Source organism: Collinsella sp. AM13-34 (assembly GCF_003473055.1).
Classification (GTDB): domain Bacteria; phylum Actinomycetota; class Coriobacteriia; order Coriobacteriales; family Coriobacteriaceae; genus Collinsella.
The window spans coordinates 18,600-35,729 of sequence record NZ_QRLE01000008.1 but is presented as its reverse complement, the minus strand read 5'-3'; the positions used below and the strand labels follow the sequence as shown (position 1 = coordinate 35,729).

At 60.5% G+C, this 17,130-nt stretch carries 12 protein-coding genes and 1 riboswitch; of the genes, 8 read left to right on the top strand and 4 right to left on the bottom strand.

Annotation, left to right across the window (positions count from 1 at the left end; genetic code table 11):
• The first annotated feature begins 9 nt into the window (after positions 1 to 9).
• Positions 10 to 489: a 4Fe-4S binding protein gene (locus DW151_RS04605; RefSeq protein WP_118334703.1), complete on the top strand. Its 480-nt coding sequence runs from the start codon at positions 10 to 12 to the stop codon at positions 487 to 489.
• 12 nt (positions 490 to 501) lie between these two features.
• Positions 502 to 3,279, top strand: coding sequence for a selenium-dependent xanthine dehydrogenase (gene xdh, locus DW151_RS04600; protein WP_118334701.1), 2,778 nt, complete (start codon positions 502 to 504; stop codon positions 3,277 to 3,279).
• 365 nt (positions 3,280 to 3,644) lie between these two features.
• Here the strand turns inward: xdh and DW151_RS04595 are convergent, their stop codons facing one another.
• The gene (locus DW151_RS04595) at positions 3,645 to 4,643 is read right to left on the bottom strand and encodes a hypothetical protein (RefSeq protein WP_118334700.1); all 999 of its coding nucleotides are present in this window, start codon (positions 4,641 to 4,643) and stop codon (positions 3,645 to 3,647) included.
• 651 nt (positions 4,644 to 5,294) lie between these two features.
• Between DW151_RS04595 and DW151_RS04590 the strand changes: the two genes are divergently transcribed.
• The 3 genes from DW151_RS04590 to DW151_RS04575 all read left to right on the top strand — a co-directional run bounded on the left by DW151_RS04590 (position 5,295) and on the right by DW151_RS04575 (position 9,807).
• Positions 5,295 to 6,686, top strand: coding sequence for an ATP-binding protein (locus tag DW151_RS04590; RefSeq protein WP_118334698.1), 1,392 nt, complete (start codon positions 5,295 to 5,297; stop codon positions 6,684 to 6,686).
• A 632-nt stretch (positions 6,687 to 7,318) separates the two neighbouring features.
• On the top strand, positions 7,319 to 8,614 hold the full coding sequence (locus DW151_RS04585; RefSeq protein ID WP_118334696.1) for an ATP-binding protein: 1,296 nt from the start codon (positions 7,319 to 7,321) through the stop codon (positions 8,612 to 8,614).
• 458 nt (positions 8,615 to 9,072) lie between these two features.
• Positions 9,073 to 9,807, top strand: a complete 735-nt coding sequence (locus DW151_RS04575; RefSeq protein ID WP_147351763.1) for a 3'-5' exonuclease — start codon at positions 9,073 to 9,075, stop codon at positions 9,805 to 9,807.
• Positions 9,808 to 9,917: 110 nt separating this feature from the next.
• On the opposite strand, the gene DW151_RS04570 is transcribed toward DW151_RS04575, so the two are convergent.
• The 3 genes from DW151_RS04570 to DW151_RS04560 form a co-directional block, all read right to left on the bottom strand.
• Positions 9,918 to 10,340 carry a hypothetical protein gene (locus DW151_RS04570; protein WP_118334692.1) on the bottom strand — a complete coding sequence of 141 codons (423 nt, stop codon included), beginning with the start codon at positions 10,338 to 10,340 and terminating at the stop codon, positions 9,918 to 9,920.
• A gap of 8 nt (positions 10,341 to 10,348) precedes the next feature.
• Positions 10,349 to 10,439, bottom strand: a riboswitch (SAM riboswitch).
• A 287-nt stretch (positions 10,440 to 10,726) separates the two neighbouring features.
• On the bottom strand, positions 10,727 to 11,737 hold the full coding sequence (locus DW151_RS04565; protein WP_118334690.1) for a hypothetical protein: 1,011 nt from the start codon (positions 11,735 to 11,737) through the stop codon (positions 10,727 to 10,729).
• A 123-nt stretch (positions 11,738 to 11,860) separates the two neighbouring features.
• Positions 11,861 to 12,514, bottom strand: coding sequence for a transcriptional regulator (locus DW151_RS04560; RefSeq protein WP_117564173.1), 654 nt, complete (start codon positions 12,512 to 12,514; stop codon positions 11,861 to 11,863).
• A 277-nt stretch (positions 12,515 to 12,791) separates the two neighbouring features.
• On the opposite strand from DW151_RS04560, the gene dpaL reads away from it, so the two are divergent.
• The 3 genes from dpaL to ygeW all read left to right on the top strand — a co-directional run bounded on the left by dpaL (position 12,792) and on the right by ygeW (position 17,033).
• Entirely contained in the window at positions 12,792 to 14,006 is a 1,215-nt protein-coding gene (gene dpaL / locus DW151_RS04555; RefSeq protein WP_055252227.1) for a diaminopropionate ammonia-lyase, read from the top strand.
• Between the two features lie 237 nt (positions 14,007 to 14,243).
• A complete protein-coding gene (locus tag DW151_RS04550) occupies positions 14,244 to 15,629 on the top strand; it encodes a YgeY family selenium metabolism-linked hydrolase (protein WP_099432046.1) in 1,386 nt (461 codons plus the stop codon).
• Positions 15,630 to 15,830: 201 nt separating this feature from the next.
• Positions 15,831 to 17,033 (top strand): knotted carbamoyltransferase YgeW, encoded by a 1,203-nt coding sequence (ygeW, locus tag DW151_RS04545; RefSeq protein WP_055252229.1) that lies wholly within the window; start codon positions 15,831 to 15,833, stop codon positions 17,031 to 17,033.
• The last annotated feature ends 97 nt before the right edge of the window (positions 17,034 to 17,130 follow it).

Genomic DNA, 17,130 nt, shown 5'->3' with positions numbered 1-17,130 from the left:
GAGTCTCTTATGGCCAAATCCATTCAACATAACGTGGCCTACGTTGCCTGCGGAAGCGGTTGCGCCTCCGCAGGCGGCGACGCCCGCTGCAGCGAAGGCTGCATTGGCTGTGGCGCCTGCGTCACGGCATGCCCCCACGGCGCCATTGCGCTGGTCGATGGCATCGCCCGCGTGGACCGCTCCAAGTGCACGGGCTGTGGCCTGTGCGGCATGGCGTGCCCGCAGCGCGTGATTGCCTTCGTCCCCGGCTACCAGAACATTCTGGTGCGCTGCAACAACACCGATAAGGGCGCCATTGCGCGCAAGGTCTGCGACACGAGCTGCATCGGTTGCGGTATGTGCGCCAAAAAGTGCCCTGCCGGCGCTATCCGCATCGAGGACAACTGCGCCCATATCGACGGTGTGGACTGCCTGTCGTGCGGCATGTGCGCCGTCGTCTGCCCGCATGGCGCCATCCACGACCGCACCGGCATCGCCGCCGGCGTGTAGAAGGGAATCACCATGGCACAGGAATTCACTTTTACCGTTAACGGCGTCGAGCGCACGACGACGGAGAATAAACCGCTGCTGCGTTACCTGCGCGACGACCTGCACATCCATTCCGCCAAGGACGGCTGCTCCGAGGGCGCCTGCGGCACCTGCACCATCCATGTAGACGGCGCGGCCGTCAAGGCGTGCGTGCTGACCGCCGCTCTTGCCGCCGGCCGCAACATCGTGACCGTTGAGGGCCTGCCCGAGGACGTGCGCGAGGCCTTTGTGTACGCCTTTGGCGCCGTGGGCGCCGTGCAGTGCGGTTTTTGCATCCCCGGCATGGTCATGGCGGGTGCGGCGCTCATCGCCGAGGACCCCGAGCCCACCGAGGAGCAGATCAAGTACGCCATCCGCGGCAACGTCTGCCGCTGCACCGGCTACAAAAAGATTATCGAGGGTATTTCGCTGGCCGCTGCGGTACTCCGCGGCGAAAAGCAAATCGACGAGGGCCTGGAGCGCGGCGATGACTACGGCGTGGGCAAGCGCGCCTTCCGTATCGACGTGCGCAAGAAGGTGCTCGGCGAGGGCAAGTATCCCGACGACATCGACGAGCTCGATCAGCCGGGCCTGACCTATGCCAGCGCCGTGCGCTCCAAGTACCCGCGCGCCCGTGTGCTCTCCATCGATACCTCCAAGGCCGAGGCCCTGCCCGGTGTGGTGGGCATCCTGCGCGCCGAGGACGTGCCGGTCAACCAGGTCGGCCACCTTATCCAGGACTGGGACGTCATGATCGCCCAGGGCGATATCACCCGCTGCGTGGGCGATGCCATTGTGCTGGTGGTTGCCGAGGACGAAGCGACGCTCGAGAAGGCCAAGAAGCTCGTAAAGATCGATTACGAGCCGCTGGAGCCCGTGCGCAACATTGTCGAGGCCAGGGCCGCCGACGCCCCACGCCTGCACGACAGCTTCTTTGCCTTTGGCAACACGGTGGAGCTCAAGGACAACGTGTGCCAGAGCCGCCATGTGACGCGCGGCGACGCCGCCAAGGCGCTGGCAGAGAGCGCGTTCACCGTGACACAGCGCTTTACCACGCCCTTTACCGAGCATGCCTTCTTGGAGCCCGAGTGTGCCGTTGCCTTCCCGTACAAGAACGGCGTCAAGGTGCAGTCGACCGACCAGGGCGCCTACGATACGCGCAAAGAGTGCGCCCATATGTTTGGCTGGGATAGCGAACCCGAGCGTGTGGTCGTCGAGACCATGCTCGTGGGTGGCGGCTTTGGCGGCAAGGAGGACGTTTCGGTCCAGCACCTGGCCGCGCTCGCCGCATATAAGTTCCAGCGTCCTGTGAAGTGCAAGCTCACGCGTGCCGAGTCGCTCGCTTTCCATCCCAAGCGTCATGCGATGGACGGCACCTTTACGCTGGGCTGCGACGCCGAGGGCATCTTTACCGGCCTGGACTGCGAGATCAACTTTGACACCGGCGCCTACGCGTCGCTGTGCGGCCCGGTGCTCGAGCGCGCCTGCACGCATGCCGTCGGCCCCTACAAGTACCAGAACACCGACATCCGCGGCTTCGGCTACTACACTAACAACCCGCCTGCCGGCGCGTACCGCGGCTTTGGCGTTTGCCAGTCCGAGTTTGCGCTCGAGAGCCTCATCGACCTGCTGGCCGAGAAGGTCGGTTTGGATCCGTGGGAGATTCGCTACCGCAACGCCATCGAGCCGGGCGAGGTTTTGCCCAACGGCCAGATCGCCGATTGCTCCACGGCGCTTAAGGAGACGCTGCTCGAGGTCAAGGATGCCTATTACGCGCATCCCGGACACGCCGGCATCGCTTGCGCCATGAAGAACGCCGGCGTGGGCGTGGGTCTGCCCGATGCCGGCCGCTGCAAGATTCGCGTCGAGGACGGCGTGGCCGTGGTCTATGCCGCCACGTCCGACATCGGCCAGGGCTGCAACACGGTCTTTTTGCAGGACGTTGCCGAGGCCTGCGGTCTGCCGCTGAGCTGCATCGCCAACGGCGAGTGCTCTACCGAGAACGCTCCCGACTCCGGCACCACGTCTGGCTCGCGTCAGACGGTTGTGACCGGCGAGGCCGTGCGCGGCGCCGCCTTCTTGCTGCGCGATGCCATGGTTGGCATCGAGGCCGGCAAGCCTGCGCCTACCGCCCCGGTGAGCGCCCATGGCGACGGCGTCAAGATCGAGTACGACGACGGCCGCGCCTATCAGCTGCGCACGCAGGAACTCGTCGCCGGCCAGGGTATGCATCCTCAGGATCCCGCGGCCGCCATCAAGGCACTCGAGGGATGCGAGTTTGGCTACGTGTACCTGGAGCCGACCGACAAACTGGGTGCGGATGTTCCCAACCCCAAGAGTCACATCTGCTACGGCTTTGCCACGCATGTGGTCATTTTGGATGATGACGGTCGCGTGAGCGAGGTCTATGCCGCGCACGATTCCGGCAAGGTGGTCAACCCCATCTCCATCCAGGGTCAGATCGAAGGCGGCGTGCTCATGGGTATGGGCTATGCGCTTACTGAGGACTGGCCGCTCAAGGACTGCGTACCCCAGGCAAGGTACGGTACGCTCGGGTTGTTCCGTGCCCCCGAGATTCCGGATATCCACGCCATCTACGTGGAGAAGGACGAGCTGCTGCCCGTGGCATACGGCGGCAAAGGCATCGGCGAGATCGCAACGATCCCCACGGCGCCCGCCGTACAGAACGCCTACCGCGCGTTTGACGGCAAGCTGCGTCCAAATCTGCCCATGGTGGATACGCCGTACAGCCGCGCTCGTCACCGCGGGTAGGGTAGAACGCGGACGCCCATTGCTGACGGGCTGTTCGCGCTCAACATCAACTGTATATGCTGCGCCTTTGGCCCCGGCTCCATCGCGAGCCGGGGCTTTTTGTTTGGAGCGCCTCCGCATACGGAAACTGCGTCCCGGAATCGTGCCCCAGAATGGGATGCGGTTTCCGCTGAAGGACTCAACCGGAAAGCACAACCCGTTCTGAGGCCGGATTCCGGGATACGCTTTCCGCTAGGCCCGCCATCCGGAAAGTGCATCCCGTTTTGAGCGTCCAAGCTGGGACGCGCTTTCCGTTGGCGTGGCCGTTGGGAAAACGCGGCCCAGATAGGGGGGATGCGATCCGGCGATGCGCGGCCTAGCAGCTCCTACAGCTCCACGTCGTTGAGCCATGTCGGCAGCGCGGTCTGCCGGATGCCTGCCGTCTGCAGCTTTTTGGCGAGCATTCCTGCCGAGCGGACCTCGTTCATGGTAAAGCGCAGCAGAGGGTGACCGTAGAGCGATAGGTGCGCCTCGCGCTGTCGTTCGGCAACGAGCGCTTCGGCGGTGGTGCGTCCGGCCAGCATGGTCTGGTCGGTATATTTGATGAGCCCGTCGAGCTCGCCCAGTGTGAGTTCCCGCGCCTGGCGCTCCCAGGCAAAGTCCGTTCGTATGGGCTTGGTCGAATTGAAGGGGCCCGTCAGCTCGTATTGAAGCCAGTCGGGCGCAAAGCCCGTCTCGATCATGACGGCTCGGGCGACCGATTCCCCGCCGCTCTCGGCGCGGGCGTCGGCATATCGAAGCGTTGTGAGGGCGGTGCGAATCGCGCGACCATTGCGGGCAGTCGCTCGTTGCTCAACGGCCTCCATCAGCTGTTCCCGTGCAAGGCCGAGCTTTAAGATCGCCGAATCGGCAATGGGCATGCCGTCGGCAAAACCAGTTTGCAGCAGGCAATCTGTGACCGTTTGGATGGGCGGCGTTACCGATATGCCGGCTCTGCGTATTGCTCCGGCCGGCTCAATCTGGTGCCGCTGAATATGTGCGCCCGGACGAGCCGACGGCTTTGTCGAGCTGCAAACATGCACGACGTTCAGGTGTCGCCACGAGACCTCGAGCCCAAGCAGACAGGCGGCCGAAAACGAGCAGAACGTCCAATCGGGGTGGATGATCGCAAGGGTGCGGATAATCTCGCAATGACGTTGCGCTCGGTTGAGTTCATCCCAGCGCATTTTGCGTGCGAACAGTCCCGGCATGGGCGAGACGATCGCGCTGCCGATGCGCCGAAGGAGCGCTTTTCGGATCGCCGCGCTTGGGGGAATCAGACAACGCCCCTCTTGTTCGGCTTGAGTGAGCAGTTGGTCGATGAGTTGGTCATTGCAATGGGTCATGAGCTACCGCCTCCTTTTGGGTAGCAAAAACGTATCAGCTGGAACTTGCCGCTCAGCTGACCAAAAGCTGACCAAAATCTAACCATGCAGGTAGATGGCCTGTTTTCGGCGACATTTTTACATTCGAATCGGTGGGCGGTAATCGGCGACCGTGAACGGTAGCTAGATATGAAACCTTGGTAAGTTTAGGGACGTGTACTTTTTTGAAAAAGAGCATTCTATCTGCTGTTTTGTGTTTCTGGATCGCATATTTGAAGGCATGTGATAAGGGCTGCGGATCGTCGTCTGTGTCGGCGGAAACCGTGACCCGGAATTGCCGCTCGGAATGGGGCGCGCTTTCCGGGACGCCCCTCAACCGGAAACTGCGTCCCAGACTTCGGCCCCAGAGTGGGATGTATTTTCCGGTAGAAGTTTCAGTGGAAACCGCATCCCAGAATTTAGGCTCAGAACGGGACGCGCTTACCTGATAGCATGCTTGGCGGAAGCTACGGCCCAGTATTTGGCTCCAGAACGGGATGCGTTTGCCGGGACGGTCCGCGTGCGGTGGTGTAACGTCCCTTTTGCGTGGCCCGCTTGTCGAATTACGTTATAGCTAGCTATATTATAGGAAGGTATAATATAGCTAGCTATAACGTAAAGGAAGGATAGCCTATGTTTATCGGAAGAACAGCGGAAATGTCCGAGCTCAATCGACTGTATGGCACGGGCTCCTTTGAGATGCCTGTGATTTACGGCCGCCGTCGCGTAGGTAAAACGCGCCTTATCACGGAGTTCATCCAAGGCAAGAAGGCTATTTACTTTCAAGCACGTCGTACCAATGCAGAGGCAAACCTGCACGGCTTTAGCCAGGCGATACTTGCAGGCTCGGTTGGTGCTGCAGGCGTGTCGTTTCGTAGTTTTGACGAGGCGTTCGATGCATTGGCCACCATGGCCCGCACGGAATGTTTGATTGTCGTGATTGACGAGTATCCCTATCTCGCCCAATCGAATCCCGAGATCAGCTCGTTGTTGCAAGATAAGATCGATCACTTGTACAAAAAGACCAAGCTCATGCTTATCCTGTGCGGGTCGTCTCTTTCGTTTATGGAAGAACAGGTGCTGGGCTACGAGAGCCCGCTATACGGTAGGCGTACGGCTCAGTTTAAGATCATGCCGCTCGATTTTACGACGACCCTCGGTCTGTGGCAGGGCATGGAGCGCGAAGATGCAGCGGTTTGCTACGGCATGACGGGCGGCATTCCCGCATATATCGAGAAAGTCGATCCTGCCGCACCGCTCAAGGACAACATCAAACGTCTTTTTCTTACTCCTACGGGCTATCTCTTTGAGGAGCCGAGCAACCTGCTAATGCAAGAGTGCCGCAATCCCGAGCAATATGATGCGATCGTGCAAGCAATTGCTCAGGGGCGCTCGAAGATCTCAGAGATTGCGAGCTCTACGGGAATTCCTGCGAGCAACGTAAAGAGCTATGTGGATAAGCTGGCGTCGCTTGGGATTGTCGAGCGCGAGCTGCCCCTAAACGAGACGAGCAATAAGCGAGCCGTGTATCTGCTGAGCGACCAGATGTTTAGGTTCTGGTACAAGTTTGTGCCGCAGAACATTGGGCTGATTCAAAACGATATGGCCGAGATGTCGTATAAGCGCATTGAGCCGCACGTATCGGATTACATGGGTACGGTCTTTGAGCTTATATGCAGACAATACGTGTACGAACTCGCGCGCGCGGGCCAGCTCGATGTGGTTCCGGCGATCGTCGGGCGCTGGTGGGGGACGGACAATCGCACACATACGCAGGAAGAAATCGACTTGATTGTTGACGATGGCGAGGGCACTGCGCTGTTTGTGGAGTGCAAATGGCGCAATGAGCCGGTGGGCGAAGACGTGCTGCAAAAGCTCGTGCACCGAAGCGAGCTCTTTAGACGGCAACGAAAAAGCTATGCACTTTTCTCAAAAAGCGGCTTTACGCAGGGATGTCGGGACGCCGCAGAGAGTAGGGGAGACGTCAAGCTGATCTCGTTTGCCGAGATGTGCGAGCGGAGATAACCAAGCGCGCTCTGATGTAATGCTCGGAATGGGTTGCGCTTTCCTTTTGCGACCTTTGGCGGAAAGTGCGTTCCAGATTTCGGCTTCAGAATGGGATGCCGTTTCCGGATCGGCCCTCAGGCGGAAACTACGACCCGGAATTTGGCTCCAAACCGGGATGCGCTTTCCCGGCGGAGTCTCTGGCGGAAATTGCACCCCGGAATGAGCGCTCAGAGTGGGACATGCTTTCCTAACGAGGCCGCATGCGGAAACTACGTCCCGGATTCGATGCTCAGGACGGGATACCGTTTCCGATAGAGGCATGGGGTGGAAAGCCTCCCAGTTCTAATGTTCAAGAAATGGGAGGCAGCTCATCGCGAGCCGGGGCCTTTTGTTTGGAGCGGAGGCAGCATCCCGGAATTCGGGCAATCCGGTGGTCAGGGGTTGAGCGAGCGTCGCGCTAAGGATGTCAAGCGTAAAACCTTCAATGAAAACAGCGTAAAACCTTCAATGAAAACAGCGTAAAAACTACATCTGTAACGGCGTAAAAACTACATCTGTAACGGCGTAAAAACTACATTGAAAGTAGCGTAAAATCAGCATTGAGAATGGCGTAATTTCGCATATCGCGTGATAGAGAGGGACGGCCGTCTATGGATGCACCAAAGAGATTGACCCAAAAGGGATATAGGCCCCGGCTCATAGAGGAGCGCCTCGACACCCTTATGCGGGCGTTTGGCTGTGTGGAGATCAACGGCCCCAAATGGTGCGGCAAGACCTGGACGGCGCTCTCTCGCTCGGCGAGCGTCTCCAGGCTCGATGAGCCTGCGCAGCGCGCGGCGGCAGAGGTCGACCCAAGCCTGGCGCTCATCGGCGATGCGCCACACCTGGTCGATGAATGGCAGGAGGTGCCCGAGGTTTGGGATGCCGCCCGGCGCTTCGTGGACGCGAGCGGCAACGAACGCGGGACACTTTTGCTCACGGGATCGACCGCGCTCAAAAGCGAGGAGCGCAGCCATGTTCGTCATTCCGGCACGGGTAGGATCGCCCGTCTGTCAATGCGCCCCATGGCCCTGTGTGAGTCGGGCGACGGCGAGCCGCTCGTGTCACTGGCAAGCCTCTTTAAGGGCGAGGGTTTTGCCCCTCAGCGTTGCGAGAGCACGGTGGATGACGTCGCACGCTGGTGCTGCAGGGGCGGTTGGCCTGCAAACCTTGGGCTTTCGGAAGAGCTTGCGCGAGAGACGGCAAGCCAGTACGTGCACTCGGTGCTCGACGTCAACGTGCTGGATGAGGGCATGTCGCCCGAGCTTGCACACGGCCTTTTGCGAGCTCTTGCCATGAACGAGAGCCAGGCTGTCACGTACAAGACGCTCATAAAGGACGCCTCGTACGGTGAGGCGGGCCCCGACGAGAGGACCATCGCTGCGTACTTGGACCTCTTCAACAGGCTCAAGCTGACCGAGGACCTGTGCGGATGGGAGCCGCCCATGCGCTCGAAGGCCCGCGTTCGCGTGCGCCCCAAGCGCTACTTCTGTGACCCGTCACTTGCGGCGGCGTTGCTGGGGGCTACCCCCGAGCGGCTGCTTGGCGATATGCAAACGCTGGGGATGCTCTTTGAGAACCTTGTTCTGCGCGACGTGCGCGTGTTCCTTTCCACCTACGGCGGTGTTGACAACAGTGTCCATTATTTCCGAGATGAGAAGGGCCTTGAGGTTGATCTGATCGTTGAGCACGACGGGCGCTGGGGAGCCATCGAGGTCAAGCTGAGTGATGCGAAGGCAGACGATGGAGCGAGAAATCTCAAGGCGCTGGAGAGGAAAGTGCTCTCCAATCCTGCCGCCCAGAATGCCGCGCCGGCGTTTTTGGCGGTCATGGTTGGAAAGGGGAGCATTGCCTACACACGCGACGACGGCGTGGCGGTGATCCCCATGGCGGCACTTGGGGCGTAGTGGTCTTGCGGGGCGTGCCGTGCTTCCTTTACCGAAAATCCATTTGGTAAACCAGATACTCGCGGATAGAATAAAGTCGACGGCAGCCCAAGTTCTGGAGAGCTGGGCAGCGCCGTTGCTTGGTCAAGAGGTCAGTGCCTTAATGGCAGCGACTTGTTATGCTTCGAATGCTGCTTGAGTGCCTCGGAAAGTTCGATAAGCGCCGTGAAGAGCGAGACCAAAGCAACCAAGAGCTCTACGAGCTCTGATGGGCCCGGGATGACCTCTGATTCAAGTCGCCGGGCCTCAATCTTTTTTATGCATTTGAATAGAGCGGGCGGCACTCTTGGGGCCGTCTGTGTGGCGAGTGCCTGGCGCATGGCATTGCGTCTCGCTTTCATGTCCGCACGGGCACCTATCCTTACGGCAATATAGCCGCCTATGTAGCAAGCGGCAGTTGACGGAGAAAGGCCCTAACCGTGTCAGCTGAAAAGATGCCGTGTTTCACGGCTATCGATACGACGAACTTTGCGCGCCAGATTGTGCTGGACGTTGAGTTTGCGCCGGTGCCAAAACAGCGCCAGCGCCATGGGCTGCGCAATGAGATTATTGAGGTCGGCGCCGTCAAGCTCGATTACCACGGCAACGTTATGGGCGAGTTCTCGCAGTTTGTGCAGACGGAATTTACCGAAGGCGTTGCGTTTCCCGTCCGCGAGCTTACGGGGATATCGGCCGTGGACACCGCGATGGCCGATCCGCTCTATGTGGTGATCAAAAGGCTCAGCGATTGGATCGGTCGCTACTCCGCCCAAGTGGTCTGTTGGAGCGGGACGGACCGTCGACAGCTTTTGACCGAGTGCCAGGCAAAGCACATTGATCTTTCCGCATTTCCTACGGACTGGGCCGACCTGCAGGCGTTTTACACCTCGATCATGGACGTGGGCAGCCACGGGTGCGTCTCTTTGAGTGACGCGGCGACGTGGTTTGGCATCGAGTTCGACGAGTCGACGGGCCACGCCCACAGCGCCCTTGCCGATGCGCGCGTGACCGCCAAGCTGCTCAAGCAGATGATGGACGGGAACTACCGTGTGAGTCCGCACGCCCAGGAGATCCGCCAACGATGGGGGATGGGCGAGCGAGCCCAGACGCGTCTTTCCAGCAAGTGCCCCGAGCTGGGAGACCTGCTGCTGAAGCTGAAAGCGGAGGGGAGGTAGACCTTTTGAGAACGCCATTCGGTTTGGCATGGCGGGATTGTAAGCGCGACTTCGCCCTGCTGTTTGAATCGAAGCGTCAACCAGTATGACGAGCTGTCTGGTCTGTCTGCCTACACCCCTGCAATCCCGCGCGCGGCACTCAGCAGCTCATACTCCCTTTGGCTCCGCTGGCGCAGCTCGGCCGCGCGCACGGCGTCGCGGCACAGGTCCAGGAATACCTCGGCGCCCTCGCAGAAGCACTCGCGTGCAAAGGCGCCAGATCCGTCCGCAACGCACTTGCCGTCTGCAAACAGCTCCCAGATAGACGGCTCACGCGAGTCATCTCCGAGCAACTTGATCTGCAACACATGTGGATTGCCAGCGGTGCAGAGCTCTTCCTCGAGCTTCTGTACTGTAAAGCGCATCTGGTGGGAGAGGCTGCTCTTGACCATGGCCGAGGCGTAGCCATTTGGCTTATCCAGAAGATGCATGTGATTCGGTTTGACGACCAGGTTGTGGAAGTTGCGCTCGCTGCGCACAGAGAAATTGTCCATACGGACTCCTTTCATCGATGTTGGCAGGGCCACCGTGCCTCTTGGCCGGTTGGCGTCGGGATCGTGGAGCCAACTCTCTACCCCGACTCTGGATAAAACGCGCCCGCTCCTTGCGGGCACGATGGAGTCTATCAGCACGCGCGGACAGAAATCAAGCGCCGCCTGCGAAATGATGTGCAGACGGCGCTTGATTACACGGCAATTATCCGGAAAAGTGTCGAAATCAGCCGTATGAAAGTACGGAAAAGTGTCGAAATCGCCACCTCAAAAGTACGGAAAAGTGTCGAATCCGACGGTCTAAACATCCGGAAAAGTGTAACCGGATGACAAAACAGCACGTAGAAGCTGGTGCTACATACGGACGCTTCAGCCGCTCCCAACCCTTGCTACTCGTCGTCTCCGTCGTTGGGGTCGCCCTTGAGGGTGTTGATGTCCAGGTACTGGTTGTCGTCCTCTGCTTTCTGCGTTTCCGATTCAGACGCAGTGGGGCCGCGGAACAGCTGGAATCCCTCAAACGCAATCACGCCGAGCAGAGCGATGATGATGGCGATAAAGACAACCTTTGCCGCATGCGAAAACTCCGAAAAGCGCGGCGGTTCTTCTTCGGTGTGGTAATCGGCGGCGCGCTTATCGTCGGTGCCGTGGGTATACGACGATGCCGAGGCTGCCTTTACGCTCGCTTGGTTGTAATCGGGGGCGGGCGTGGCAGCAAACGGGTCACGAGAATAGCCGCGCGACGCTTGGCCGTAATCCTCGGTTTCGATGCGGCTGGCGCGAGGCTGTTCGCTCGGGCGGTTGGCGTATGCTGCGGTGTTGTCGTATGCGGAGTCGCGTTCCTCGGCAGCCGCAAACAGGGGGTTTACCGGAATGTTGAGCGCCGGCATGCCGCCCGAGGTCTCGTCCAAATCTGCCGCCGCCCAGGAATCAAAGGCAAACTGGCGGTTGGAAAGATCATCCAGATCCATGACAGGCGGCTCGAGCTCGGGCTCGGGAGCCGTGTATGCCGGCTGCTGCGGGGCAGCGTAGCGAATTGTGCTGTCTGCCGTGGGGCGCTGTGCCGCTGCAGCGAGAAACGCCGCCGTCTCGGACGGGTCGCTTGCGGGGCGGGGAGTGGGCGTGGGCGCCGAAGTGGGTGTGGGCGCAGACGCGGGCGTCGAAACAGGCGACTGCGCAGGAGCCGGCGCAGATGCGGGCTTAGGCGCAAGTGCGGGATTGGGGCTTGACGGGCGAGCCCCGCCGCCCATGAGTTCGTCGGCGGTCCACGGGCGATCATCCATCACGTCGTCAAGGCTCAGCGAAAACAGGTCGTCTTCACCCTCATCGAACATGCGGTGCACATGTCCACCAATTGCCGGAATCAATCCGCGACCGGTGCATGATGCCTTGCTCAACGCCATTCTGTTCCACCCTTTCGAAATACTAATGACATCGATTATATGGAACTTCCCAAGCGGCTCGGTCTTGGATTCGAGCTTTCCAGAACTCGCGCCCAAAAGGGGAGGGGCAATCTAGGCGAGTGCCTACTTGTCGCCGGCCGCCGCCTTGGCCTCATTGAGGTAGCTATAGAAGCTGTACTTGGAGATGCCAAAGAACTCGCAGGCGCGTTCGCTCGACTTGGAAATGAGGAAGGCGCCGCGACGGTCGAGGTAGCCAATGGCACGAATGCGCTCGTCTTTGGTCATGAGTGCCGCGGGCTTGCCCACAAACTGTTCGCACTCGTGCAGCAGGTCCTCGAGCAGGTCGCCGATGTTCTTGGTAATGGGCTCGGGCTCGGTGTAGCCCGTGCCGCCGGTGCCGGTAAAGGCGTCGAGCGAACGCTCAAAAGCCTTCATAAGCGTAATGTCAAAGTTGATGCCCAAAATGCCGACGGGCTTGCCCTCATCGTTGCGGATAAAGATGGTCGAGGACTTGAGCAGCTTGCCATCGGCGGTTTTGGTGAGGTACGGCTCGCGGTCGTGCACGTCGGCGGTGCCCTCGTGCATGGATTCAAGCACAATATGGCTGGGGCCGTCACCCAGTTTGCGCCCGCTGACGTGGCCGTTTTCGATCACTACGATGGAGCGGTCCACGTCCTCGGTCTCCAGGTCGTGGACGACGACTTCGCAGTTGGGGCCAAATTGGAGCGCCAGACCGTGTGCAAGGCGCTTGTAAAACTCAATCTGTGCGGGGGTCATGGGTGCCTTCCTAAAAATTAGTTTGGGCTCACTGTGCCATAAACCCCACTTGTTCGCAAATAACGAAAGTGTCGCTGTGTTATGTGACCGTTCGGCGGCGAAAAGGTACCGATTACGGCAACAAACAATTTGTTAGGTTTTCCAATCAAAAAGTGTGATAGAACAGTGCTAACAAACTTTTTGTTTGGCATCCACATAAAAGTTCAGCCGTGTGAATGGGATCGGGCTGAAACGCGTATGCGGGGGCCGGCAAGAGAGAACTTAAGGAGTTCACCGTATGGCCGATAAGATCCAGTGGGCGGGCAACACGATGCCCAAGAGCGATGACAAGCACTTGGGAATCATGAGCCTCGACCACGTGAAGAAGGCCCGCGCCTTCCACCAGTCGTTCCCCCAGTACACCGTCACTCCGCTTGCCCGCCTGGATGGCCAGGCCGCGCGCCTGGGCCTGTCCAACCTGTGCGTTAAGGACGAGAGCTATCGCTTTGGCCTCAACGCCTTTAAGGTCCTGGGCGGTTCGTTTGCCATGGCCAACTACATTGCCGACGAGACCGGCAAGGACGTTGCCGAGTGCACCTTCGATTACCTGACCTCCGATCAGCTTGCCAAGGACTTTGGCCAGGCTACCTTCTTTACCGCCACCGACGGCAACCATGGCCGCGGCGTGGCATGGGCTGCCAACAAGCTGGGCCAGAAGGCCGTCGTGCACATGCCCAAGGGTTCCACCAAGCCACGCTTCGATAACATCGCCGCCGAGGGCGCCACGGTGACCATCGAAGAGGTCAACTACGACGAGTGCGTGCGCATGGCCGCCGCCGAGGCCGATGCCTGCGAGCGCGGCGTCATCGTTCAGGACACCGCCTGGGAGGGCTACGAGAAGATCCCGTCCTGGATCATGGAGGGCTACGGCACCATGGCTTCCGAGGCTGCCGAGCAGCTGCGCGAGATGGCCATCAACCGCCCGACGCACGTGTTTGTCCAGGCTGGCGTGGGTTCGCTCGCCGGCGCCGTGGTGGGCTACTTCACCAACCTGTATCCCGATAACCCGCCCACCTTCGTCGTGGTCGAGTGCGCGCCTGCCGCCTGCCTGTACAAGGGCGCTGCCGCCGGCGACGGCGACCCGCGCATCGTGGACGGCGACATGCCCTCCATCATGGCCGGCCTGTGCTGCGGCGAGCCCAACATCTTGGGCTGGGATATCCTGCGCAACCACACCACCGCCTTCGTGTCCTGCCCCGACTGGGTCACCGCTCGCGGCATGCGCACCCTGGGCGCTCCCGAGAAGGGCGACCCGCGCGTCATCTCCGGCGAGTCCGGCGCAGTGACCACCGGCCTGGTCGAGACCCTCATGCTCGACCCCGAGTACGCCGAGCTCAAGGAGCTCATCGGCCTGGACAAGACGAGCTCCGTGCTCTGTTTCTCCACCGAGGGCGACACCGATCCGGATCAGTACCGTCGCATCGTCTGGGAGGGCGAGTATCCGACCTGCTAGCAGACTGACCTGTCCGGAGGCAGCCGGAGGACTTTACTCCCTGCTCGGACAGTCCTGCTCGCACGGAGAGCACATTAAGTGCTCTCCGGCTCGTGCGGAACTCGCGACGGAGCAAAGTCCTCCGTCCGCCTCCTATGGCTACTTGCTTGTGGGGTGCTCGACCTCACGCTGCTTGGCACAAGTGATCTATCTGAAATATCTACCTGTAGGTAAACCCTTGTAGAAAGGTTGACTGTTATGACTAAAGAACTCGATTTTGATGCCATTAAGGCTGCTGCGGAGTCCCATCGTGCTGATATGACTCGCTTCCTGCGCGCTATGATCTCTCACCCCTCTGAGTCCTGCGAGGAGGGTGAGGTTGTCGCCTGCATCAAGGCCGAGATGGAGAGCCTTGGCTATGACGAGGTCAAGGTCGACGGCCTGGGCAACGTTATGGGCTTTATGGGCGAGGGCGACAAGATCATCGCCATCGACTCTCACATCGACACCGTCGGCATCGGCAACATCGAGAACTGGGATGCCGATCCCTATGAGGGCTACGAGACCGACGAGATCATCTACGGCCGCGGCGGCTCCGACCAGGAGGGCGGCATGGCTTCTGCTACCTACGCTGCCAAGATGATGAAGGACATGGGCCTCATCCCCGAGGGCTACAAGATCATGGTCGTCGGCACCGTCCAGGAAGAGGACTGCGACGGCATGTGCTGGCAGTACATCTACAACAAGGACGGCATTAAGCCCGAGTTTGTCATTTCCACTGAGCCCACCGACGGCGGCATCTATCGCGGTCACCGCGGCCGCATGGAGATCCGCGTCGACGTTCACGGCACCTCCTGCCACGGTTCCGCTCCCGACCGCGGCGACAACGCCATCTACAAGATGGCCGACATCATCGCCGACGTCCGCGCCCTCAACAACAACGGCTGCGACGAGTCGACCGACATCAAGGGCCTCGTCAAGATGCTCGACCCCAAGTACAACCCCGAGCACTTTGAGGATGCCCGCTTCCTGGGCCGCGGCACCTGCACCGTCAGCCAGATCTTCTACACCAGCCCCAGCCGCTGCGCCGTCGCTGACTCCTGCGCCATCTCCATCGACCGTCGCATGACCGCCGGTGAGACCTGGGAGTCCTGCCTGGACGAGATCCGTAACCTGCCGGCCGCCAAGAAGTACGGCGACGACGTGAAGGTCTCCATGTACATGTACGACCGTCCGTCCTGGACCGGCGAGGTCTACGAGACCGAGGCTTACTTCCCCACGTGGATCAACAAGGAGACCGCTCCGCACGTCAAGGCCCTCGTCGACGCCCACAAGGCCATGTTCGGTGACGAGCGCATCGGCTGCGAGCCCAGCATGGACAAGCGCACCGGTCGTCCGCTGTGCGACAAGTGGACCTTCTCCACGAACTGCGTTTCCATCCAGGGCCGCTATGGCATCCCCTGCGTCGGCTTCGGCCCGGGTGCCGAGTCTCAGGCTCACGCCCCCAACGAGGTCACCTACAAGGACGACCTGGTCACCGCTGCCGCCATGTATGTGGCTGCCCTGAACCTCTACGATCCGAGCCAGGCCGATGGCGACGCCACCGTGTTCCGCGCCGGTCTGACCAACAACAAGATCGATTAGTCCCATTCCTCGATCTTGTTGAGCCGGGGACAGCTCGTGTCCCCGGCACCCCCTGTTGACTTGGGGCCCGCGGTCGTTATCTCCCATGCTTCCTCGACGGTAGCGGGTCCTCGTCATAGTGCTCTGCATGTTCTAGCCACACGCGCATGCCGGAGCACATCTACTCATTGCAATCGTTTCATCTTTGGAAAGGATATTTACATGGACGCCAAGTTTACCGAGCTCGTCGAGCAGCTGAACGGCCTCGATTTTAAGGGCATGTACGGCAGCGACTTCCTGCACACCTGGGATAAGACCACCGATGAGCTCAAGGCGCTCTACATCGTCGCCGACGCCCTGCGCGAGCTGCGCGAGAACAACGTTTCGTCCAAGATCTTCGATTCGGGTCTGGCTGTCTCGCTGTTCCGCGACAACTCCACCCGTACGCGCTTCTCCTTCTCTAAGGCAGCCAACCTGCTCGGCCTTGAGCTGCAGGACCTGGACGAGAAGAAGTCCCAGATCGCTCACGGCGAGACCGTCCGCGAGACCGCTACCATGATCTCCTTCATGGCCGACGTCATCGGCATCCGCGACGACATGTACATCGGCAAGGGCGACGCCTACATGGCCGAGGTCTCCGAGTCTGTCCAGCAGGCCTACGAGGACGGCGTTCTGGATCACCGTCCCACGCTCATCTCCCTGCAGTCCGACTCCGATCACCCCACGCAGTCCTCTGCCGACATGCTCTACCTCATCAACGAGTTTGGCGGTCTTGAGAACCTCAAGGGCAAGAAGGTTGCCGTCACCTGGGCCTATTCGCCCTCTTACGGCAAGCCGCTGTCCTGCCCGCAGTCGCTGATCAGCCTGCTGCCCCGCTTTGGCATGGACGTCACCCTGGCTCACCCCGAGGGCTACGACCTCATGCCCGAGGTCGTCGAGCGCGCAAAGGGCTATGCCGCCGAGTCCGGCACCACCTTTAAGCAGGTCAACACCATGGCCGAGGCCTTCGAGGGCGCCGACATCGTGATTCCCAAGAGCTGGGCTCCGTTTGCCGCCATGGAGAAGCGCACCAACCTGTACGCCGAGGGCGACGACGCCGGCATCGCCGCGCTCGAGAAGGAGCTGCTCGCCCAGAACGCCACCCATCAGGACTGGTGCTCCACGACCGAGCTCATGGAGAAGACTGCCAACGGTCAGGACACCATCTTTATGCACCCGCTGCCTGCCGACATCTCCGGTGTCTCCTGCGAGCACGGCGAGGTCAACGCCGACGTCTTCGACATGCACCGCGTGGGCATGTACAAGGAGGCCAGCTACAAGCCGTACGCTATCGCAGCCATGATGTTCCTGCAGAAGGTTGCCGATCCCGCCGCTACCCTCAAGGCCCTCGACGAGCGCAACACCGCCCGTTGGTTCCAGGCCTAAAGCCGGGTTGAGGTAAGCCATGTAAAGGGGGCGCTCTGCCAACCGGCGGGGTGCCCCTTTTTTGCATCGCGGGCGTGCGGGATAAGCGCCTTCGATG